This is a genomic window from Pseudomonas sp. Root71 (genome assembly GCF_001429045.1).
Lineage (GTDB): Bacteria > Pseudomonadota > Gammaproteobacteria > Pseudomonadales > Pseudomonadaceae > Aquipseudomonas > Aquipseudomonas monachiensis.
Genome location: NZ_LMHY01000027.1, coordinates 111712 through 133084 on the forward strand (window position 1 = coordinate 111712; position 21373 = coordinate 133084).

A 21373-nucleotide genomic window follows, 5' to 3' on the forward strand; every position below is an offset into this window, starting at 1 on the left:
TTTTGAATCACCTTGATGACAGGAAAAGAACCACCAGCTTATTCACCTGCACCTGAAACAAAAGTCCAAATAACTGCTTGGCCGCCCCCCCGAAATGGCTTCGGGGGATCGAAATTCAGGGAGCCAAAAACATATATCTACCGCCATCGGCACGTCCGCCTGTGCCACTGCATGAGCGGTCGTGTTTTTTCCGGCAAAGGGACTACTATTCGACTCGCCGCCCCCGATTCATGAACAGGTAACCGCCATGCGTCTTTCCGAATTCATCGTGTTACACGTTGATCGCATCGTCGATGAGTGGGAGCTGTTCGCCAAAACCATCACCCCGGCCGCCGAAAACATGGATAGCGCCGCCTTGCGCGACCATGCCCGGTCGATCCTGCTGGCCGCGGCCCGGGACATGCGCAAACCCCAGACACCTGCCGAACAGGCGGCCAAGGCGCGCGGCGAAGGACCGGAGAAAACCCCCAGCCTCGACGAGGCCGGCGCCAGCCACGGCGAACTGCGTCACACCGTGGGTTTTGATCTGGTGCAGATGACCAGCGAATTCCGTCACCTGCGCGCCTGTGTCATCCGCCTGTGGGTCAACAGCCTGCAATCGCCTGACCTGGCCTACTTCCAGGACATGATCCGTTTCAACGAAGCCATCGACGAAGCCCTCGCCGAATCCACGGCCACATATGCCGAGCAGGTCAATCGTTCACGGGACATTTTTCTGGCGATCCTCGGCCATGACCTGCGCGCGCCCCTGCAGGCGGTGAGCATGTCCACTGAACTGCTGCTGCGCAAAGCCGAGCTCGACGATGATGCGCTCAAGTGCGCGGTCAATATCCTGCGCAGTACCGGGCACCTGGCGGTGATGGTCGGGGACTTGCTGGAACTGGTGCGCAGCCGCCTGGGCAAGCGCCTGCCGATCGAGCTGGCGCCCATGGACCTGGCCGAAGCCGCGCGCGAAGCGATTGCCCGGGCCTGTGCCAGTCAACCGGAATGCAATCCGACCCTGGATGTGCAGGGCGACACCCGCGGCACCTGGGACCCGCGCCGGCTCGATCAGATGCTGCAAAACCTGATCGGCAATGCATTGCAGCACGGCTCAAGCAAACGCGAAGTGACGCTGCGCCTCAGGGGCGAGGCTGACAGCGTCCGACTGACGGTGCACAACGACGGAGCCCCGATCCCCTGCGATGCGATCCCGACGATTTTCGACCCGCTGGTGCGCAGTGCCAGCGAAGAACTCGGCGAGCCTACGACCAGCCTTGGGTTGGGGTTGTTTATCGTCAAGGAAGTGGTTGATGCCCATCAGGGAGCGATTGAAGTCAGTTCCCGTGAGATAGATGGCACGACGTTTACCGTGGTGTTGCCGAGGAAGGTCTAGACGTTTGCCGAGGGGAGGCTTTTGTGGCGAGGGAGCTTGCTCCCGCTCGAGCGCGAAGCGGTCGCAAGCCCTGCAATTGCGCTGAACCTGTTGAAATGTGCTGACTGGATGTTTTTGGGGCTGCTTCGCAGCCCAACGGGACGGTGCGGCGATCCGACAAGCTCCCTCGCCACAGGTTGGGTGCCACTCTTTGAGTTACTCCACCACCAACCGCCCCAACCTCTGCTTGAGCATGCGGTTCTCGGCCCGCAGTTGCTGGACTTCTTCGAGCAGGTCCAGCGCCAGGGCGACGCCTTCCCATTCCAGGTCAAGGTCGCGCCGCAGCTTGGCGGCGCGCTTGGCCAGGGTCAGCTCGTAGTCGTTGAAAACCCAGTCCTTGGGCTGGGCGCCCTGAGGTTCGAGGATGCCGTGCTCGACGATTTCGATCACGTAGACGTCCGACAGCCCGGCCGCCTCACAGAATTCTGCCATGTCCAGTTGAACGATCAGGGGACTGCTCATAGTCAGTGACTCCTTGGTTCCATGGGATCAAAAATGCTCTCGCGGGTCGAACGCGGCTTTTTTCGCCAGCTCCTGCCACAGGGCCTTGATGTCCTCGTCGGATTTCTTCGGCATCACGGCTTTCAGTTGCACGAACAGATAACCGCGCTCACCGGCCTTGTTCATCAGGCCATGGCCCTTGGCACGCATGCGCTGGCCATTCTGGCTGCCCGCCGGTACCTTGAGGTTGATCTTGCCGGTCAGGGTCGGCACGGCGACTTCAGCGCCCAACGCCAGCTCCCACGGTGCCAGTGGCAAGGTGATGATCAGGTTCTCGCCTTCGACGTCGAATTTCGGGTGCGGCGCAAAACGGATCGTCAGGTACAGGTCGCCATTGGCCCCGCCACCCACGCCCGGAGCGCCCTGCCCCTTGAGGCGAATGCGCTCGCCGTCGCTCACACCGGCCGGAATCTTCACGTTCAGGCTCTTGCTGGTGTTGCTCACATGCTGGCCGGCCGCATTGTACTGCGGCACCTGGAAGGTGACCTTCTTCGACTCGGTCGACAGCGTTTCTTCGAGAAAAACCCCAAGCTCCATTTCCACGTCCTGCCCTCGACGTCCGGTACTGCGACGCGACTGTCCACCACCACTGAAACCAGGCCCACGGTTGCCGAAGATCGAACTGAAGAAGTCCGAGAAATCGCCCGTGTCCTGGCCACCGCCACCGAAACCGCCACGGCTTTGCCAGCCTGGTGGTCCCTGGAACGGTTGGCCGTGCTGGCCATAGCGGCGCAAATCATCGTATTCGGCGCGTTTGTCGGCGCTTTTCAGCGCTTCATAAGCTTCCGAGGCGTCCTTGAACCTGGACTCGGCGTCCTTTTCCTTGCTGACGTCGGGGTGGTATTTGCGCGCCAGCTTGCGATAGGCGGCCTTGATCGCCTTATCGTCTGCGGTCGGCTCCACACCGAGAATCTTGTAATAGTCTTTGAAGTCCATCGAGGGAATCACCATCCGTTATCAGAATCGCGCCACAGGCCACAGCATGCGCTTGTTTGCAGCCATTGGTTTGACCGATCTCAAGTTTGTGACCGGGCGGCGCGGCAGAAGTTTATCGGCAGCAGACGGGGCTTCTTGCGAGCACTCCCGCGGCTGTCCGGTTGATGCAGGGTAGTTTGGGGGGGATCACCCATCTTTCAAGGCATTGTCCGCGAAGAATTAGCAGATAACCGGCCTTCGAATCTGGCGCGCTCTGACATACACTGCGCGGCCGTTTTTTAACCGGAACCTGAAAGACATGAACAACGCATCTCCAGCCCGTGCCTTGGGTATCGACTTTGGCACGTCCAACTCCACCGTCGGCTGGCTGCGCCCCGGCGTGGAAACGCTGATCGCGCTGGAGGACGACAAGATCACCCTGCCGTCAGTGGTCTTCTTCAATATCGAAGAACGTCGCCCGGTGTACGGCCGGCTGGCATTGCACGAGTACCTGGAAGGCTACGAAGGCCGCCTGATGCGCTCGCTCAAGAGCCTGCTGGGTTCCAAGCTGATCAAGCACGACACCAGCGTCCTGGGCACGGCGATGCCGTTCAAGGACCTGCTCGGGCTGTTCATCGGCCAGCTCAAGAGCCGCGCCGAAGCGTCCGCCGGTCGGGAATTCGAAGAAGTGGTGCTGGGTCGCCCGGTGTTTTTTGTCGACGATGACCCGATGGCCGACAAGGAAGCCGAAGACACTCTGGTCGACGTGGCGCGCAAGATCGGCTTCAAGGAGGTCTCGTTCCAGTACGAGCCGATTGCCGCCGCGTTCGACTACGAGTCGACCATCGAGAAAGAAGAGCTGGTGCTGATCGTCGACATCGGCGGTGGTACCTCCGACTTCTCCCTGGTGCGCCTGTCGCCGGAGCGTCGGGGTGTGGATAACCGCCACGAAGACATCCTCGCCACCGGCGGTGTGCACATCGGCGGAACCGACTTCGACAAACAGCTCAGCCTGCAAGGCCTGATGCCACTGTTCGGCTACGGTAGCCGCATGAAGAGCGGCGCCTACATGCCCACCAGCCACCACATGAACCTGGCGACCTGGCACACCATCAACTCGGTGTACTCGCAAAAATCGCAACTGGCCCTGGGCAGCATGCGCTACGACATCGAAGACACCGGCGGTATCGACCGCCTGTTCAAGCTGATCGAACAGCGTGCCGGACACTGGCTGGCCATGGAAGTGGAAGAAACCAAGATCCAGCTGACCCACGCCGACAATCGCCACGTGCCACTGGACCGCATTGAAGCGGGCCTGAGCGTGCACCTGAGCCGGGCGCTGTTCGAGTCGGCCATCGACAGCCTGCTGGAGCGGGTGCGCAACAGCGTCACCCAACTGCTGGCGGACGCCGACGTACGGGTCGACCAGGTCGATACCGTGTTCTTCACCGGTGGTTCGAGCGGGATTCCGGCGCTGCGCAACAGTGTTTCGGCGATGTTGCCGAAGGCGCGGCATGTGGAAGGGAACATCTTTGGCAGTATCGGTAGCGGTTTGGCGATTGAAGCGGCCAAGCGCTACGGCTCTATGGACTGACCACAATCTCTGTGGCGAGGGAGCTTGCTCCCGTAGGACTGCGCAGCAGTTCCCTTCTTTTCAGGGATAAGGGGGCCGCTGCGCGACCCAGCGGGAGCAAGCTCCCTCGCCACAATTTGATCAACTTCTAGATCCGAAGCAGATCAAACCATCCCCACCTGCTTCAACTCACTCTTCAGATACGCGTAGTAAATCGGCCCCGCCACTACCCCCGGCAGGCCGAACGCGGCCTCGAACACCAGCATCGCCAGCAGCAACTCCCACGACTTGGCACTGATCTGCCCGCCGACGATGCGCGCGTTGAGGAAGTATTCGAGCTTGTGGATAACAATCAGGTAACCCAGCGCCGCCACAGCGACCCAGATCGACAACGACAAACCGACGATGGTGATCAAAGTGTTCGACATCAGGTTGCCGATCACCGGCAGCAGGCCGAGCAGGAAGGTCAGCACGATCAGGGTTTTGGTCAGCGGCAGCTTGATCCCGAACATCGGCAGGATCACCGCCAGGAAAATCCCGGTGAAGACAGTGTTGAGCAGGGAAATCTTGATCTGGGCGAACACGATGTTGCGAAACGCCTGGACCAGCAGGTGCAGGCGTTCGAACAGCGCCGCAGCCAGCGGCTTGCGCTTGGTCAGGTCCGGCACACGCTGCAAGGCAATGATCGCACCCAGCACCATGCCGATCAGCAAGGTCACGAACATGTGCGCCGCATCCTTGCCCACCAATTGCAAATCGCTGAGGTGTTTGCTGACCCACTCGCCAATCGCCACGCGGAACTCCGCGGCACTGGCCGGCAGGTAGGCGTCGATGAACGGCGGCAGTTGCCCGCGCGCGCGGTCGACCACTCCCATGAACTTGTCGAGGGAGGCACCGGGGTTTTCCGCCTCGTGCAGCAGGAAGCTGAAGGCACCGGCAAAGATCAGCGATAGCACGCTGACAATCAGAGTCCCCAACAATGCCACCGCCAGCCAGCGCGCACGCCGGCCTTCGATCAGCCGTTGCAGTTGCGGGGTGAGCATGTTGACCAGTTCGAACACCAGCAATCCGGCGAGCAGGCTGGGCAGCAACCGCAGCGGCAGGACCAGCAGCAGCCCGCCAAAAATGATGACCCAGCTGATGACCAGCAAGACTTGACGCTGAGAAAACGTTGGCATACAGCCTCAAAAACGAACGGCGTAAAAAGGATTGGCAGTCTGCCAGCGATCCGGTGCGAGCACTAGGGATTGTGTGGGGCGACCTTAGTGGGGGCCCTGGATGTTTGCAGTGCCTCGACTGGCCTGCTCGCGATGGGGCCCTCACAGCTCCAAAATTTTTCAGCCCTAGTTTATTTTTTCTTCAGGCAATCGCTCATGAACACCTTGCGCTCATCCCCCTTAAGGGCTTTGGTGGCGGCGTCGGCATTGCAGGTCTTCATCTTCTCTTGCTGTGGGGTCAAGGTCTTACCAGCATCGTTTGCCGGCGCAGTCGCCTTCAGGCAGGTGCTCATGAAAGCTTTGCGCTCGTCGCCCTTGAGGCTTTTGGCCGTAGCGTCGGCGTTGCAGGTGGTCATCTTCTCTTGCTGGGCCGTATTGGCGGCAAAGCCCTGGGAGCACAGCAGCAAACCGATCATCAACAAAGGGACACGCATCATCTTCATGGAGTTTTCTCCTGGTCGCCACACCGAGGGGCGTGGCCTTGCACTGGAGTGTAGACAACCCCTGTTACACCTTCCTGTTCTCCAGATGGCTGCGCCGATACTGCTCCGGCGTACATCCGGCCTGGCGCTGGAACATCGCGATAAACGCCGAGCCGGTGCTGTAGCCCATGTCGAAGGCGATTTCCTGAATGCTGCGCGGGCTGTCCAGCGCTTCGATCGCCGCCAGAAAACGCAGGCGCTGGCGCCACTCACCGAAACTCATGCCCAGTTCCCGCACGAACTGCCGCGCCAGGGTGCGCTCGCTGACATGGATGCGTGCGGCCCATTCCGACAGCGGCCGATTGTCCCCCGGTTCGGCCTGCAGCGCTTCCAGGATCCCGAGCAATCCGGGGCTGCTGGCATAGGGCAGGTAGCACTCGTGCACCGGGGCCTGTTGCAACTGGTCCACCAATACCTGGGCCAGACGCTGGTCGGCGGCCTGTTCGGGGATTTTCACGTCCCGGGCGGCGAAGTCCTTGAGGATCGCCTTGAGGACGTCGCTGATGGCCAGGGTGCAGGCTCGCGGCGGCAGGTCGGCGCAGACCTTGGGTGCCAGGCACACCGCGCGGTAGTTGACCGGTTGGTGGCTGTAGAAGCTGTGCTCGATCTGCGGCGGCACCCACACCGCGTATTGCGGTGGCGACATGAAGCGGCTGCCCTCGACGTCCATGTGCAGCACGCCGTGGGCGGCATATTCCAGCGTCCCCCAAGGATGTCGATGGGGCGCGGCGTATTCGTGGGCGTCGAAATCGGCGTAGCGGAAGTACACCGCCGACGGCAGTTCGCTGAAATCCAGCAGGTCGATGTGTTTACTGCTCATGCTGTCCGTCATCAGGGGCCGGTTGTCTGGATCGAAGTATAGGCTTGCATCCAGACAAGAGGATGATTGCCCTTCATTAACGTTCTGGTTTTTCCCGATGCAATACGCTTATCCCCTGCTGGCCATTTTTATCTGGGCCGGCAACACCGTGATCACCAAAATGTCGGCCGGGGCGATCTTCCCCGCCGAGATCGGTTTCTACCGCTGGCTGCTGGCCGGGTTGCTGTTCACGCCCTTCATGCTCAAACCGGTGCTCGCCCATTGGCCACTGATCCGCCCAAAGCTGGGCAAGATCTTTGTCCTCGGTGTTCTCGGCATGGCGGTCTATCAAAGCCTGGCGTACTTCGCCGCGAGCCTGACCTCGGCCACCAACATGGGCATCATCCTGTCGCTGATGCCGCTGATGTCGCTCGCCATGGCGATCATCAGTCTCGGCCAGCGCCTGACCATGGGCGCCCTGGCCGGTGCGGTACTGTCGTTTGCCGGTGTCCTGGTGGTGGTGTCGTCCGGAAGCCTTGGCACATTGCTGGAACACGGGGTCAACCTGGGCGACGCGATGATGCTGATCGCCACCCTGGCCTATGCGGTCTACAGCACCCTGTTGAAAAAATGGCAACTGAAACTGCCGCCGCTGGTGCTCTTGTATCTGCAGGTGCTGGTGGCCGTGGTGGTGCTGTTTCCATTGTTCATCGCCTCACCGAAAGTTGGCCCGACCCTGCAGAACATTCCGCTGGTGCTGTACGCCTGCCTGCTGGCATCGATGGTCGCGCCGCTGGCGTGGATGCAGGCCGTGGTGCGTTTGGGACCGAGCCGGACCACACAGTTCTTCAATTTGCTGCCGCTGATTACCGCCCTGATTGCGGCGGTGGTGCTGCATGAACAACTGGCGCTGTATCACCTGGTGGGCGGGGTATTGACCTTGGGTGGAGTGATTGTTTCCGAGCGATGGACGACGGTATTGGGTCGCGCCTAGCTTTTTGTGGCGAGGGAGCTTGTCGGATCGCCGCACCGTCCCGTTGGGCTGCGCAGCAGCCCCTATTCATTCACCCAAGACTCAATGATCGATTTGCGACCGCTGCGCGGTCGAACGGGAGCAAGCTCCCTCGCCACAGGCGGTCTAGACGCCTGCCGCCGCCAGCCGCGCCGCATGCTCGACAAACAGCCGGATCGGTTCGGCCCCCTTGCCCACCAGCCCCAGCGACTGGTTGACGATATCGAAGTGATCCAGCGGATACTCATCGCCAATCACCGTGCCCAGGTGCGAGCTGTAGCGCCCGACCATGCCGTCGCAATGCCCGGCTTCGCGGACGAAGGTTTTAGCGAACAGCCGGCAAGTGCGGTTGGTGCCGTCCAACAGATTGCGCCCGCGATCGGTAATGCCCAGTTGCAAGGTGCCGGACCAGGAGTAATAGCGCACGCCGTTGACCTGTTCCGGCCCGTGACCGCCCCAGGTGTCAGGCAAGCCCTGTGGATAACGCTGGTTGAACAGCGCCACGCCAGCACTGGTGAGGGAGTGATGAGACGCATGGATATCCACCGGCAGCTTCGGCCCGCGGTAACCGATATCCAGCCAGCCCATCAGCACCCCGATCATCCGTAGCAAAACGCTCAGCAGACGACCACGGACGCTGTCATGGGGATAATGCTCGTGCAGGTAATCGGCGAGCTCCGAACCGTGGTTCGGCCCCGCCACCGAGGTCACCGAAGCGATCAGGTCAGGACGCTTTGCCGCTGCATAACGGGCGGTCAGCGAGCCCTGGCTATGGCCGATCAGGTTGACCTTGGCGGCTCCGGTTTCCCGCAGGATTTCGTCGATACGCACCAGCAATTGCTCGCCGCGCACTTCGTTCGAATTGAGCGGCGAGACCTGCACCGCGAACACCACCGCACCACCACGGCGCAACGCCTCGACGATCCCGTACCAGTACGGATAAAGCACCAACCGGATGAACCCGAGCATTCCCGGGACCAACACCAGCGGGTAGCGCGGGGCAGAACCTTGCGACATGGGTGGACATCCTTGTGGTCGGGTGTTGATGCAAGGCGGGATGCAAGACATCCGCCAAGCTAAGCCTGCGAAGATGACAACTCGACGACAAGTCTATGTCATCGGCCCTACTTCAACCCCACCACGCCCGCCACGATCAGCCCGACCGAGACCAGCTTGATCACGCTCAGGCTTTCACCCAGCAGCGCGAAACCGAGAAACACCGTGCCCAGCGAACCGATGGCGGTCCAGATCGGGTATGCGATGCTCACCGGCAACTCGCGCATGGCAAGAGTCAGGAAGTAGATCCCGCCCACAGCGGCGACCACGGTGATCAGCGAAGGCCAGAGACGGGTGAAGCCCTCGGCGTACTTCATGCCCATGGCGAAGGTGACTTCGAACCCGGCGGCGACCAGCAGAAACAGCCAGGCCACCTAGAACTCCCCGGCCAGCGCCAACAGACGCTGCTCAGCCTCGGCGGCAGATATTTCAAAGCTGCGCTCGGTGGACTCTTCGCCCTCGGCAGCCACCACGGTGACGTCCGTGATGCCGATGAATCCGAGCACCGTACGCAGTAGCGTATCGGCATGGTTCATGGCTTCGAGCTCGCCACCCGGGCCAAAACCGAAGCCGCCACGGCTGGTGATGATCAGGGCCTTTTTACCCTGTACCAACGGCTCGTACTGAGCCACGCCATTGTCCAGGCTGTGATCGAAGGTCACCCCGACCCGCACGATCTGATCGATCCAGGCCTTGAGACCGCTGGGTACGCTGAAGTTGTGCATCGGTGTGGATATCAGCAACACATCGTGGCCAAGCAGTTCGCCAACCAGTTCGTCACTGAGGGCCAGGTCAGCCTGCATCGACAGCGGCCGAGCGTCGGGCTCGGGGTAAAACGCGGCAGCCACGAATGCCTCGTTGACCGGCGGTATCAACGTCCGACCGACTTCGCGTCGGGTCAACTGTGAGTGTGGATGACGGGCCTGCCAGGCCGCTAGAAACACTTCGGCCAAACGCCGGGAGTGCGAACGCTCACCACGGGGACTGGCGTGAACAGCAAGAATTCTACTCATCTGTCTCTCCTCAGGACTAAACTCAAACGGCTTGTGGCTTGCAGCTTGAAGCTGACCAACGTCCTCGTTCAAATGAGAAGAAATCAGTCTGGATGAATCTATTTCATCCATGGAGTGTTGAATGTTTGCCTCATTGCCGTTGACCGCCCTGCGGGCCTTCGAATCCGCCTCACGCCTGTTGAGCTTCAAGGCTGCCGCCGAAGAACTGTCCGTCACCCCGACGGCGGTGTCACACCAGATCCGCTCCCTGGAAAGCTGGCTCGGTGTGCCGTTGTTCGAGCGCCTGCCACGCCAGGTACGCCTGACCGAATGCGGCGAACGGCTGTTCCAGAGCCTGCACGGTGCTTTCCTCGAAGTGGCGCAAAGTGTCGATACCCTGCGCCCACAACGCAGCGGCGCCAACCTGACAGTTTCCACCACCGCCGCCTTCGCCGCCCTGTGGCTGGTGCCACGGCTTGGACGCTTCTACGCCCGTCACCCGAACATCAACGTGCGCCTCGATACCCACTGCGAGGTCATCGATCTGCATCAGGACGCCAGTGTCGATCTGGTGCTGCGCTACAGCCTCGATGATTACCCCAACCTGTACGGCCAGTGCCTGTTCGATGAATCCTTCGGTGTCTACGGTTCGCCCGAACAAGTGGCCCTGGCGTCGAGTCGCCCCCCCACGCTGATCAGCGTGCGCTGGCACAACTCCAAACTCTATGCCCATGGCTGGGAAGCCTGGTGCGCCCGCTCCGGCGAAACCTGGCTGAGTGGCCCGCCCGCCGTGCGTGAATACGACGAAGAGCACTACGCCCTACAAGCGGCGATTGCCGGGCAAGGTCTGGTGCTGGCGAGCAATATTCTGGTGTCGGAAAGCGTGGCCAGTGGGTTGTTGGTCGCTTATCGAGGCGAAATTCAGGTCGACGGTGCCGGCTACAGCGCGTTGTGCGTGCCGGGGCGTGAGCGACACCCGCCGGTTCGGGCGTTTTTTCAATGGCTCGCAGAAGAGGCGCGTTTGTCAGGGCATCCCTTGCAATGAGTGCTGCCCCGCAGGGACCACTGCCAAACGTGGGCAACACTTGCAAACAGGCCGCACGCAGCAGACCCTGCCGGATTTTCCAGTGACTGGCTATCGGCATCAAATACGTTGTGAAGTAATGTCAAAAACATACTTGTCCGTTGAATCAGGGAGTTTACTCAGTATCTGGTCCAGCATCCGGTCTTTTTCATATCCCGCCTTGTTCAGCAGTTGCTTCGAGACGTCAATACTGACCTTACCGACAATATGCTCGCCCACAAATCGCTGATTGATAAAATCAACCTCAACGTCTTCAATCGTTCCAAAATGAACAAACGCCGAATAAACAGCCGGCCCCGCCCCCACAAAACTCAACTGCAACGCAATAGTTGAAATAACTGAATCTTTCTCTCCCGGCGCACTCACCACCGCACGCTGCCTAAGTTTCGCACCCACCACTTCCGTATTGAGCGAATCTTCAACAGAAGCCATCAAGCGCTCAAACTGCGGAGCTTGACTCAAGCCAAAGAGACTGCCAAGTCTTGCACCAACCAAATCTTGCAGCACAACAACCGCGCCAACCTCCGGCTCAAAGCTATAACTCTTATATGCTTCACGCCTCCACTTAACTTTTTCCATTGCATTTGAAAAATCTTTATACCACTGATCAGGAGCAACAAACCTGTCAACCTTCGAATTCGCATACAGGCGAGAGTAAAGCAACGAATTCAGAGCCTCCTTCCTCCAAAAAGCTGGAATATCGGTTGAAATAGACAACGGATCCCCCGCGACCAAAAAAACAATATCCTTATTCATTAACAACCTCCGTAGAGCAGTAAGCCGACGCGGGTTGCCTTTTCAGTAACCCGCGTGCAGCCTTTCACTTATCCAAGCTTGGCGCCCGCAAAGAAATCTTCCGAACTCTTATCAAGCGCCGCATATATGAGGTCTCTATTGCGCTCATGCACCCGCATATTGAGTTCAACCATGGTAGCTACTTTCTTCATTTTTAATTCCGAAAGCTTCCACGTCCAAAACCAGGCGCCGCCCTGCTGCGTCTTGAGCTCACAATCGACAGCTAGGTAAGCGGTGATAGCGGTACCGCCCTCGGATTGCAAGCAGGGTACAATTCTGAACTCCGCGTTTTTTCCGCTCTTGCTATTATTATCAAACAAAGTGATCAGTTGCTCTTCATCTTTCACCTTGCCCAGGACTCCATCCAGCAATTTCAGCATCGCTGGTGCATTCCTTCCGGCAACAGTTTTTATAATGTCCATGACAATAACGTCCATCGTAACATTAACCTGCTTACTGACATGATCCTCATACTTATTATTGATCAATGTCCAACCACAATGCTTCATGGCCTCACGATACTTCTCATGCCAGTCAATTGGCGTCAACTTAATATCTGAATTGCCGTCAGCATAGCGCTCCGCATAATGAATACTGTCTGCCGCTGCTTGTTTTTTATCTTCATCGAGATTATCTGTAAATCCGATAATCGTAGGGCTTTCTTTGCCGACCAGTACATCTTGCTCTTTTACGCCCACTTCCTCCGACTGAGTAATGACCTGAGCACGAGCAAATCTAACACTTTGTGTTGCAAGCTTTGCCCCTTCAAAAAACGCCTGACTCTCTTCAAAGCTCGGCAATATAATACTCATATAAATCTCCATATTTAAAAATAAATATCACTTGCAAGACCAGCCTTGTGACTGGCGATCAAAACTTAATAAAGTTGAGGAATAATAGCCACCAAACAAACATAACACTTCATTACCCACCCCAAGATAAAAATATGAAAATCAAACGCACCAGAAAAAACACAGCTGATCATCCGAGACTAATTCAAATAGTCCGCAACCAAGTTTCCAGCATTTACCGCCAGATCATCTCTCTACACTCTTCGGCGCCTTGCCCGCCTTCATCTGCTCCAGCAATGGCGCGCATTGATTCGCCTCCCCCCCACTCGGCGCCACCAGCGCCAGCAACCCTGCCGCCGGTGCGGCGATCACGCCCAGCGCCACCATCCCGGCTCCGCGCAACATCAGCGGCACGGCCTTGACCCCGGCATCGGGCTTGATGAACTTGCCGCGCACGTACAGCGGCGAGCGCAATGAAATCAGGCGCCAGCCCTTGGATTCCGGGGTGATGGTCAGGTCCAGTTGTTCGGTCGCCATGTTCGCCGTGCCATCGATGTAAACAATGGCGTTCTCGGTGTCGAACACAAACAGGCGGGTACTCGCCAGGCCGGACTGGATACCGAAGTCGGCCGCCGCGCAGTTGATCTTCACTTCCTTGTCGCCAAAGATTTTGCCGACCACGTAGTTGCCGACGTTCAGGCCCGCCAGCTCCATCAACTCGCGACTGATGGCGCCATCGTTGATCAGCATTTTCAGATTGCCATTGGCGCTGCCCAGCAGTTTGGCCACCGAATTGCCGTGCCCGCTGATATCAGCATCGCCGTTGAGTTCGCCGAAACTGGTTTTCATCGGTTCAAAGCCGGGGAACAACTGCTTGAGCTTGAAGCCTCGGGCCGTGAGTTGGGCATGACCCTCCAGTGGATCGGCGTGGCCGTTCAGGCGAATCTGCGCATCCAGCTTGCCGCCGGCCACGCCGAAACGCAGCGGTTCGAGGCTGAGTACGCCATCGGTGAGTACCAGATGGGTATAGAGGTCGTTGAACGGCAGCTTTTCGCTGTGCACGATGCGCTTGCCGGTGAACTCGACATCAGCATCCATATCGCGCCAACGATCGGTCTTGAACTCTTCGACCGGCAGCACTTTGTCCGCCGGCTGTTTGCTGTCACCGCCCCGGGCCTTCTGTTCGGCGTTGGAGTCGGCACCAATCAGCGGCGCCAGGTCAGCGAATAGCAATTGATTGGACAGCAGCGAGCCGCTGAGTTTTGGCCGTGGCTGGCTGGCCACATAGGTCAGATTGCCGTGGATGTCGCTTTCACCGATCTTGCCGTTGAATTGTTCATAGCGGAACACCGCACCACCTGCCTCGTGCAACTTGGCGATCAGGTGGCCATCGGTGGCATAAGGTGGCGTGTCCGGCAGGATCACGCCGGTCAGCGGGTAGAGGTTGCCCAGGCTGGTGCCGGCCAGTTTCAGGCGCAAGTCCAGGGCACCCAGGTTCAGTGGATCGGTCAGGGTGCCGGCCAGTTCAACGCTGGAATCGGCGATCTTTACCTGTGCCTGAAGCGGAAACGGCCGTGCCGCGTCCTGCAACGCCAACAGCCCGCCAATCTTGCCCTGGCCCGCGAGTTTCTGGCCGTGGTACTGGCCGTTGACCTTGAGGGCGAACGCATAATCCTGGGGTGACGAGCCCTTTTCCTGCGCGGCTTTCGCCGCCTTGTCGCCGACGATATCGCTGAACGGGATCGGTTTGCCCAATGGATCGATCAGCACGTCGAGCTGGGTCTTCAGGTTCTGGTCATCGAGGGTGACATGGCCCTTGTCGAAGCCAATCGCACCGATATCCACCACCCAGTTCGAAGGCTCGGCGTCCGGGTCCTTCGGGTCGAATTTGAAGGTCCAATTGGCGCGCCCGTCAGCCAGGCGTTGCAGTTGGGCATTGGGTTCGGTGAGATCGATACGCGGGATCACCACCCGCTGCGCCAGCAATGCCAGGGGTGAAATACGCAGCTCCACCCGCTTGAGGGTGACCATCTGCGGTTGTTTCGACCAATCAGGATTGCCCAGGCTCAAGTCTTCGGCCACCACATGAGGCCACGGCACCCAGGCGCGCCAGCCGCTTTCATCGGGCTCGGGCTGCCAGACCACCGACAGATTGCCGTTGATGGCGAAGGCGCGGTGCAGCTCTTCGGAAACCTTGGCATTGAGCGGCGGTTTGATCCGGTTCCAGTCAAAAAACACGATGATCAGCACCAGCACCATCAACAAGGTAAGGAAAGTGGAAAGGGTCCAGACCAACGTCTTTTGAGTGCGCGTCATTGCACAGGGCTCCTGATACGACTGAGCGTCCCGATTGCGACGCACATGTGAAACGGTGAGCCGCAAACGGCTCGCCATGAGAGTTACGACTGATAAAAACCCGGCAGGTTTAATCGAAAGACCGATTTCGCTGAATTCATCCAGTCAAAAGCTGACCAATCAGTCATTCAGCGTTACCGCCCCCCGCACTACTGCCTGTCGAAGATGAGTCGAAAATACCCATTTCGGGGCAGGACAACTCGCCTGAAACGCCTGGTTTAGAGCCTTCGCAGCAAACAATCAATTCCATTGATTATTACCATTGCGTTTATGAACTTTCATATCGATTTATCGAGAGTAGCATTGCTCTCGTACCCAATTTTTCGCACCCCCGAGGAGCACAACGATCATGAAACGCCAATTACTGCTTAGCCTTACACTCTCGATGCTGGCCAGCACTGCCTTTGCCCTGCCAGCCGCTGACCAGGCCACCCCACAAGTGAAACAAGACCACTCGGCGTTCAGCCAGACCGTTGCCGCCGATGGTACCGATCGTACCCCACAAGGCCAGACCCTTGCCGCTGATGGTTCGGATCGCACCCCACAAGGCCAGACCCTCGCTGCTGATGGCTCCGACCGTACTCCACAAGGTCAAACCCTCGCTGAAGGTGGTGGTGACCGTGTGATCGAACGCAACAGCGCCGTGAGCTAAGCCCCATGGCCGCCCTGAAAAAAAGCCCAATCCCCGGATTGGGCTTTTGACTTTTCAGCGGTCCGCTTGATAGATGCGGCACTTCTCCCGCTTGATCCCCCACAGTCGTTCGACGCCGGCAAAGCCGATTTGCTAGAGTGCGCCGCGTCCCTGTCCAGAAAACGCCCTTGCGATGCTGCCCCGCGCCGAACAGAAACAACAAACCCGTAATGCCCTGATGGACGCTGCTAGGCGCCTGATGGATGGCGGCCGAGGATTCGGCAGCCTGAGCCTGCGCGAAGTCGCGAAAACCGCCGGGATCGTACCGACCGGTTTCTATCGGCATTTTGCCGATATGGATGAATTGGGCCTGGTGCTGGTCAGCGAAGTCGGCCAGACATTCCGCGAAACCATTCGCCTGGTACGACACAACGAATTCGTGATGGGCGGCATCATCGATGCCTCGGTGCGGATCTTTCTCGACGTAGTCAGCGCCAACCGATCGCAGTTCCTGTTTCTCGCACGCGAGCAATACGGCGGTTCGCTACCGGTGCGCCAGGCCATCGGCCGTTTGCGTGAAAACATCAGCTCGGACCTGGCGGCGGATTTGTCACTGATGCCGAAACTGCAGCATCTGGGCATCGCCGACCTCAGCGTCATGGCGGACCTGATCGTCAAGAGCGTGTTCGCTACTCTGCCAGACATCATCGACCCGCCAACCGAGGCCTTGCCCGAGCACCTGACGCCCCAGGCAAAAATCACCCAGCAGTTGCGATTCATCTTTATCGGCCTCAAGCATTGGCAAGGGCTTGGAAGTACTGAGTAACGCCCCTCGTTTCAGACTGCTCCAAAACCCACATTGAGCTTGATCGCTTCAACCTGGTGCAAAAATCAAAAACAACGCACCAACTTCAACCAAAAAGCTCACCCCATCGTCGCGCATCCCACATCTCCGTCAGCCATTTCCTACGCATCATGTCGATTGGCAAGCCCCTTGCTCTAGCCTGAGCATTGTCCATTGCTGGAAGCCTTCCGATGCTGGTGATTCATCGCAGAATCGACCCTCAACCCGCCTGGGCTGCCGAACTGCACCTGACGTTCGAAGCCCGCAGCAAAAGCCGTTTGCGCTGTTTCAGTGCCGAAGGCGAAGACGTCGGGTTGTTTTTGGAGCGCGGCCAGCCGCCATTGCATGATGGCGAATGCCTGCAAGCCGAAGACGGGCGAATCGTGCGCGTTTGCGCCCGCCCCGAACAACTGCTGCACGTCACCTGCGCCAGTGCCTTCGAATTAACCCGGGCGGCCTATCACCTGGGCAATCGCCATGTTGCCCTGCAGGTCGGCGACGGCTGGTTGCGCCTGCTCGACGATTACGTTCTCAAGGCCATGCTCGAACAACTCGGTGCCGTTGCCGTGAACATCGAGGCGCCGTTCCAGCCGGAACATGGCGCCTACGGCGGTGGTCATCATCATTCTCGCCACGGCGATGAAGACTTCAACTACGCGCCGAAACTGCACCAGTTCGGCGTACGCACATGAACCCGGCCTGGGCGCTGCTGCGCCTGGCCAGTCCACAACTGCCGATTGGCGGCTACAGCTACTCCCAAGGGCTGGAAATGGCTGTGGATAACGGCCGTGTTCACGACCCCGACAGTGCGCGACGCTGGATCAGCGATCAGTTGCTGCTGAATCTGGCGCGCTTCGAAGCGCCGCTGTTGCTCGCCCATTGCGTGGCCGCCAGCGAGGAAAACTGGGACGAGTTGCTGCAGAACTGTGAAGCGCATCGCGCCAGTCGCGAAACTCGCGAGCTGCATCAGGAGAGCCGGCAGATGGGCTACTCGTTGCAGCAATTGCTCAATGGCTTGCCGGAACTCGACGCGCCGGCCCGTGCCTTCCTCGATCAACGCAGCGAGCCGCATCTGGCCCTGGGTTGGGCCTTGGCCGCACGCGCCTGGCAGATCAGCCCGCAGGACGCCCTGGCCGCATGGCTCTGGAGCTGGCTGGAAAATCAGTTGGCCGTGCTGATGAAGACCCTGCCCCTGGGTCAGCAGGCCGCCCAACGCCTGACCAGCGAACTGTTGCCACTGCTTCAACAAGCGCAACAGAACGCCACCCGAATCGATCCCGATCACTACGGCAGCGCCGCTTTCGGCCTGTCCCTGGCGTGTATGGCACACGAGCGCCAGTACAGCCGTCTGTTCCGTTCCTAGGGCCCCTATTTTGGAGAATCACATGAACACACAACCCCTGCGCGTCGGCATCGGCGGTCCGGTCGGCTCCGGCAAAACCGCCCTGACCCTGGCCCTGTGCCTGGCCCTGCGCGAGCGTTACAACCTGGCCGTCGTGACCAACGACATCTACACCCGCGAAGACGCCGACTTTCTGGTGCGCAACGAAGCCCTGGCGCCGGAACGCATCATTGGCGTGGAAACCGGCGGCTGCCCGCACACGGCCATCCGCGAAGACGCCTCGATCAACCTCGAAGCCGTGGATCAGCTCAACCGACGTTTTCCGGGGCTGGACCTGATTCTCGTGGAGTCTGGGGGCGACAACCTCTCCGCGACCTTCAGCCCGGAACTGTCGGACCTGACCATCTACGTGATCGACGTCTCGGCCGGCGACAAGCTGCCGCGCAAGGGCGGGCCGGGAATCTGCAAATCCGACCTGCTGGTGATCAACAAGATCGACCTGGCGCCGCTGGTCGGTGCTTCGCTGGAGATGATGAACAGCGACACCCAGCGCATGCGCAACGGCAAGCCGTTCGTGTTCAGCAATCAGAAAACCGGTTTGGGCCTGGAAGAAATCATCGCCTTCATCGAACGCCAGGGTTTGCTGACCGCGGCCTGATCAAGACTTATCAACAAGGAAGCTTATCCATGACACTCAAACGCATTCTCGGCGCCCTGGCCCTGCTGCTGGCCCCGACCCTCGCCTTCGCCCATCCGGGGCATGGCGACAACGGCTTGATCGCCGGCATCAGCCATCCGCTTGGCGGCCTCGATCACTTGCTGGCGATGCTCGCCGTCGGCCTGTGGGCGGCGCAGCAGCAAGGTGCTGCGCGTTGGGCGCTGCCGTGCGCCTTTGTTGGCACTATGTTGATTGGCGGGCTGTTGGGTTTTGAAGGATTGAACCTGCCGGGACTGGAAGGCGCAATTGCCGCTTCCGTGTTGGCTTTGGGGTTGGCGGTTGCCTTGGCGGTGCGTCCACCGTTGGTGATGGCGGTGGGTGCGACTGCGTTGTTTGCGCTGTTCCATGGCGTGGCCCATGGTCTTGAGCTACCGGACATGTCGAGTCCCTGGACCTATGCCGTCGGGTTTGTGGTGGCGACAGCGGTGTTGCATGCGGCGGGTTATGCAGTCGTGCGGGTGTTGCCGCAAGCAGCTGCGCCACTGGTTCGACTGGCAGGCGCGGCTTCGGCGGCGACCGGGGTGTGGTTGCTGGCGGGCTAACCCCCTCCCTGTAGGAGCTGCCGCAGGCTGCGATCTTTTGATCTTGCATTCAAAATCCACATCAAAAGATCGCAGCCTGCGGCAGCTCCTACGAGGATCGCATCCGTCGAGTCAGCCTCTCTGCTAACATGTCGCGCAATCGCCCCTGCCGTGACGACGCCAGCCAATGCCGCCTGTTTCCCGCTCCGCCTCTCAGCCCGAATTGACCGCCCTGTTCGCCTCGGTGCAACAGCACTTCCTGAACGTCATCGTGCCGCTCTGGCAAGGTCCGGGCTGGAACGCCGACATGGCGTTGCCCTACGAGGCGCTGGATGCCGAACACCAACCGCTGCCAGCGCAACGCTACCGAGCCATGGCCTGTGCGCGGCAGTTGTATCTGTTTGCCGGCCTGATCGGTCAGGTGCCGGGCGCCGAAGAGCGTGCCGCCGCGTTGTTCCGCTCGATGCAGCGGCACTTTCACGATGCCGAGCACGGAGGTTGGTTCTACAGCGTCGATGCACAAGGTGCGCCGCTGGATCAGCGCAAGGACCTCTACACCCACGCCTTCATCCTGTTCGCTTGCGCCCATTATTGGGACAAGGTCCGCGAGCCGCTGGTGGAGTCGGTGCTCAACGCCTCGCTGGAAGTGGTCGCGCAGCGCTTCGCCACGGACGACGGCCTGTACGAAGCCACGCTCGAGCGCGACTGGTCGTCGCTGGACAGCGGCCCATTGCAAAACCCGCTGATGCACCTGGCCGAAGCTTTCCTCGCCACCCTGTCGGTGCGCGAAGACCCCGACGTGCAACAGGCGCTCGTCGAGTTATGCACAGCCATGCACGCGCGCTTCATCGATCCGCAGCACGGCGTGTTGATGGAGAAGCCGCTGGGGTCTGTGGATAACTGGTTTGAACCGGGGCATCAGTTCGAGTGGTATTTCCTGCTGGAATCCTCGGCGCTGTTACGCAATTCGACGCTGCATGCCGATCTGGAGCGGGCTTTTGCCTTTACCGAGCAAGCGGGCGTCGATCAGCAGACGGGTGCCGTGCGGGCGATGCTCGACTTCGCAGCGCAGGGCGGCGTGCGGGATGCCACGCAGCGTATCTGGGCCCAGGCCGAGTACTTGCGCGCATTGACGCTGCGTCCGGACAGCGAAGTGGCTGTACTGCGTCAATTGCAAGCCTTGCAGCAGCGCTCGCTGCATGCCGGCGGCTGGTACGAATGCCGTGACGAGCACGGTGAAGTCAGCCGCCGCGACATGCCTTCGACCACGCCCTATCACCTGGCGACCTGTTATCGCGGGCTGGCGCAATATCTCGGCTGACTTTGTGGCGAGGGGGAGTCCAATCACTCAATCCACTTGCGATCGCCGGTAAAGCTGATGGTCAGCCATCGCGCGGCATCCGGCTCGCCAAGCTTCGCGGAAATTTCCTCGCGCAAACTGTCCAGTTGCCCCACACCGTCGAGCCAGTAATCCTTCGGCAATACGATGTGAATCTCGATAAAACAGGCCCTGCCGTGTTTCTGCACGTAGGAAATGTAATCGTCGAAACCATGCTCGACCTTCGCCACCTCCATCACCTGACGCACCTTGTCGTCCAGTTGATCCGGGACGATCCCCAGCACATCGCGCAAGGCCGGTCCGAGGATTTTGAACGCCGGGGGGAGCATGCCCAGGGCCAGCAGGATCAGGATCATCGGGTCGACATACACCGCCCACTTGTCATAACCCTGAGTCTTGAGCAGCAGCGCGATGAGAAAACTCACCAGCAGGCCCGCCGACAGCATCGCGTCCACCAGCCAACTGATGTTGTCGAACTGGATCAGCGATGAGTTGAGTGTGCGATTGCGTTGGCGGACGTAGAAAAAATAAATGAGCTCAACGACAGTGAAGAACGCCGCGTAGAAAATCACCAGCCCCAGTTCGACCTCGCGGCCACCACTGATGATGCCGAACACACCGTTGAGAAAGGCATAAACGGCGACCAGGAAAATGAAGCTGCCCTCGATCACCAGCACCATGGGCTCCAGGTGCCAGGATCCGAACTGGAAGCGCTGGTTGCTTTCCTTGGCGATCAGCCGGGCGGTAATCAGCATCAGGACCTTGATGAAGGCCGCGATCAACGAAAAGAAGCCATCGAACAGGATGGATTGGGCGCCCGAAACAAACCCGGTGATGATCCCGGCGAATGTCACGGCAAGCATCAGGAAGGTCGATTGTTTGAGCAGCGACTGCTCGCCTCGATTACTCACTTGATCTCCTCTAATACCTCTAGACCGCCGGGTGTGGCGGAGTTGTTGGGTGAGGAGTCTAGCTGATGTCTTGCACTGCCA

23 protein-coding genes are annotated in these 21373 nt (G+C 59.6%); 11 read left to right on the forward strand and 12 right to left on the reverse strand.

Annotated features, from left to right (window positions below):
• Positions 1-247: 247 nt before the first annotated feature.
• Positions 248-1375: a sensor histidine kinase gene (locus ASD95_RS21010; protein WP_056725367.1), complete on the forward strand. Its 1128-nt coding sequence runs from the start codon at positions 248-250 to the stop codon at positions 1373-1375.
• Positions 1376-1570: 195 nt separating this feature from the next.
• Here ASD95_RS21010 and ASD95_RS21015 read toward each other — a convergent pair whose 3' ends face one another.
• The gene (locus tag ASD95_RS21015) at positions 1571-1876 is read right to left on the reverse strand and encodes a chaperone modulator CbpM (protein ID WP_056725368.1); all 306 of its coding nucleotides are present in this window, start codon (positions 1874-1876) and stop codon (positions 1571-1573) included.
• 27 nt (positions 1877-1903) lie between these two features.
• Positions 1904-2851: a DnaJ C-terminal domain-containing protein gene (locus tag ASD95_RS21020; RefSeq protein ID WP_056725369.1), complete on the reverse strand. Its 948-nt coding sequence runs from the start codon at positions 2849-2851 to the stop codon at positions 1904-1906.
• Between the two features lie 298 nt (positions 2852-3149).
• Here ASD95_RS21020 and ASD95_RS21025 point away from each other — a divergent pair, with 298 nt between their 5' ends.
• Positions 3150-4424, forward strand: a complete 1275-nt coding sequence (locus ASD95_RS21025) for an Hsp70 family protein (RefSeq protein ID WP_056725371.1) — start codon at positions 3150-3152, stop codon at positions 4422-4424.
• A gap of 143 nt (positions 4425-4567) precedes the next feature.
• On the opposite strand, the gene ASD95_RS21030 is transcribed toward ASD95_RS21025, so the two are convergent.
• From ASD95_RS21030 to ASD95_RS21040, 3 genes are all read right to left on the reverse strand, one after another.
• Positions 4568-5581, reverse strand: a complete 1014-nt coding sequence (locus ASD95_RS21030; protein ID WP_056725372.1) for an AI-2E family transporter — start codon at positions 5579-5581, stop codon at positions 4568-4570.
• A 170-nt stretch (positions 5582-5751) separates the two neighbouring features.
• A complete protein-coding gene (locus ASD95_RS21035; RefSeq protein ID WP_056725374.1) occupies positions 5752-6063 on the reverse strand; it encodes a PsiF family protein in 312 nt (103 codons plus the stop codon).
• 64 nt (positions 6064-6127) lie between these two features.
• On the reverse strand, positions 6128-6922 hold the full coding sequence (locus ASD95_RS21040) for an AraC family transcriptional regulator (protein WP_056725376.1): 795 nt from the start codon (positions 6920-6922) through the stop codon (positions 6128-6130).
• Between the two features lie 97 nt (positions 6923-7019).
• On the opposite strand from ASD95_RS21040, the gene ASD95_RS21045 reads away from it, so the two are divergent.
• On the forward strand, positions 7020-7895 hold the full coding sequence (locus ASD95_RS21045) for a DMT family transporter (protein WP_056725378.1): 876 nt from the start codon (positions 7020-7022) through the stop codon (positions 7893-7895).
• A gap of 144 nt (positions 7896-8039) precedes the next feature.
• On the opposite strand, the gene ASD95_RS21050 is transcribed toward ASD95_RS21045, so the two are convergent.
• From ASD95_RS21050 to ASD95_RS21060, 3 genes are all read right to left on the reverse strand, one after another.
• Positions 8040-8930, reverse strand: a complete 891-nt coding sequence (locus ASD95_RS21050; protein WP_056725379.1) for an esterase/lipase family protein — start codon at positions 8928-8930, stop codon at positions 8040-8042.
• 107 nt (positions 8931-9037) lie between these two features.
• A complete protein-coding gene (locus tag ASD95_RS21055; RefSeq protein ID WP_056725381.1) occupies positions 9038-9343 on the reverse strand; it encodes a DMT family transporter in 306 nt (101 codons plus the stop codon).
• Positions 9344-9982 (reverse strand): FMN-dependent NADH-azoreductase, encoded by a 639-nt coding sequence (locus ASD95_RS21060; RefSeq protein ID WP_056725382.1) that lies wholly within the window; start codon positions 9980-9982, stop codon positions 9344-9346.
• 121 nt (positions 9983-10103) lie between these two features.
• Here ASD95_RS21060 and ASD95_RS21065 point away from each other — a divergent pair, with 121 nt between their 5' ends.
• Positions 10104-11006, forward strand: a complete 903-nt coding sequence (locus tag ASD95_RS21065) for a LysR substrate-binding domain-containing protein (protein WP_056725383.1) — start codon at positions 10104-10106, stop codon at positions 11004-11006.
• 99 nt (positions 11007-11105) lie between these two features.
• On the opposite strand, the gene ASD95_RS21070 is transcribed toward ASD95_RS21065, so the two are convergent.
• The 3 genes from ASD95_RS21070 to ASD95_RS21080 form a co-directional block, all read right to left on the reverse strand.
• On the reverse strand, positions 11106-11801 hold the full coding sequence (locus ASD95_RS21070; protein ID WP_056725384.1) for a hypothetical protein: 696 nt from the start codon (positions 11799-11801) through the stop codon (positions 11106-11108).
• Positions 11802-11869: 68 nt separating this feature from the next.
• Positions 11870-12652 carry a hypothetical protein gene (locus ASD95_RS21075; RefSeq protein WP_056725385.1) on the reverse strand — a complete coding sequence of 261 codons (783 nt, stop codon included), beginning with the start codon at positions 12650-12652 and terminating at the stop codon, positions 11870-11872.
• 225 nt (positions 12653-12877) lie between these two features.
• Positions 12878-14947 carry an AsmA family protein gene (locus ASD95_RS21080; protein WP_056725386.1) on the reverse strand — a complete coding sequence of 690 codons (2070 nt, stop codon included), beginning with the start codon at positions 14945-14947 and terminating at the stop codon, positions 12878-12880.
• Positions 14948-15335: 388 nt separating this feature from the next.
• On the opposite strand from ASD95_RS21080, the gene ASD95_RS21085 reads away from it, so the two are divergent.
• The 7 genes from ASD95_RS21085 to ASD95_RS21115 all read left to right on the forward strand — a co-directional run bounded on the left by ASD95_RS21085 (position 15336) and on the right by ASD95_RS21115 (position 20363).
• On the forward strand, positions 15336-15638 hold the full coding sequence (locus ASD95_RS21085) for a hypothetical protein (RefSeq protein WP_056725388.1): 303 nt from the start codon (positions 15336-15338) through the stop codon (positions 15636-15638).
• A 172-nt stretch (positions 15639-15810) separates the two neighbouring features.
• Positions 15811-16443, forward strand: a complete 633-nt coding sequence (locus ASD95_RS21090) for a TetR family transcriptional regulator (protein WP_056725389.1) — start codon at positions 15811-15813, stop codon at positions 16441-16443.
• Between the two features lie 209 nt (positions 16444-16652).
• A complete protein-coding gene (ureE, locus tag ASD95_RS21095; protein ID WP_056725390.1) occupies positions 16653-17153 on the forward strand; it encodes an urease accessory protein UreE in 501 nt (166 codons plus the stop codon).
• Positions 17150-17824, forward strand: coding sequence for an urease accessory protein UreF (locus ASD95_RS21100; RefSeq protein WP_056725391.1), 675 nt, complete (start codon positions 17150-17152; stop codon positions 17822-17824). The genes ureE and ASD95_RS21100 overlap by 4 nt, the downstream gene beginning before the upstream one ends.
• A gap of 22 nt (positions 17825-17846) precedes the next feature.
• Positions 17847-18461 carry an urease accessory protein UreG gene (ureG, locus tag ASD95_RS21105; RefSeq protein ID WP_046039876.1) on the forward strand — a complete coding sequence of 205 codons (615 nt, stop codon included), beginning with the start codon at positions 17847-17849 and terminating at the stop codon, positions 18459-18461.
• 29 nt (positions 18462-18490) lie between these two features.
• The gene (locus ASD95_RS21110) at positions 18491-19063 is read left to right on the forward strand and encodes a HupE/UreJ family protein (protein WP_056725392.1); all 573 of its coding nucleotides are present in this window, start codon (positions 18491-18493) and stop codon (positions 19061-19063) included.
• A 166-nt stretch (positions 19064-19229) separates the two neighbouring features.
• Positions 19230-20363 (forward strand): AGE family epimerase/isomerase, encoded by a 1134-nt coding sequence (locus ASD95_RS21115; protein ID WP_056725393.1) that lies wholly within the window; start codon positions 19230-19232, stop codon positions 20361-20363.
• Between the two features lie 23 nt (positions 20364-20386).
• On the opposite strand, the gene ASD95_RS21120 is transcribed toward ASD95_RS21115, so the two are convergent.
• A complete protein-coding gene (locus ASD95_RS21120) occupies positions 20387-21292 on the reverse strand; it encodes a cation diffusion facilitator family transporter (RefSeq protein ID WP_056725411.1) in 906 nt (301 codons plus the stop codon).
• Positions 21293-21373: the final 81 nt, after the last annotated feature.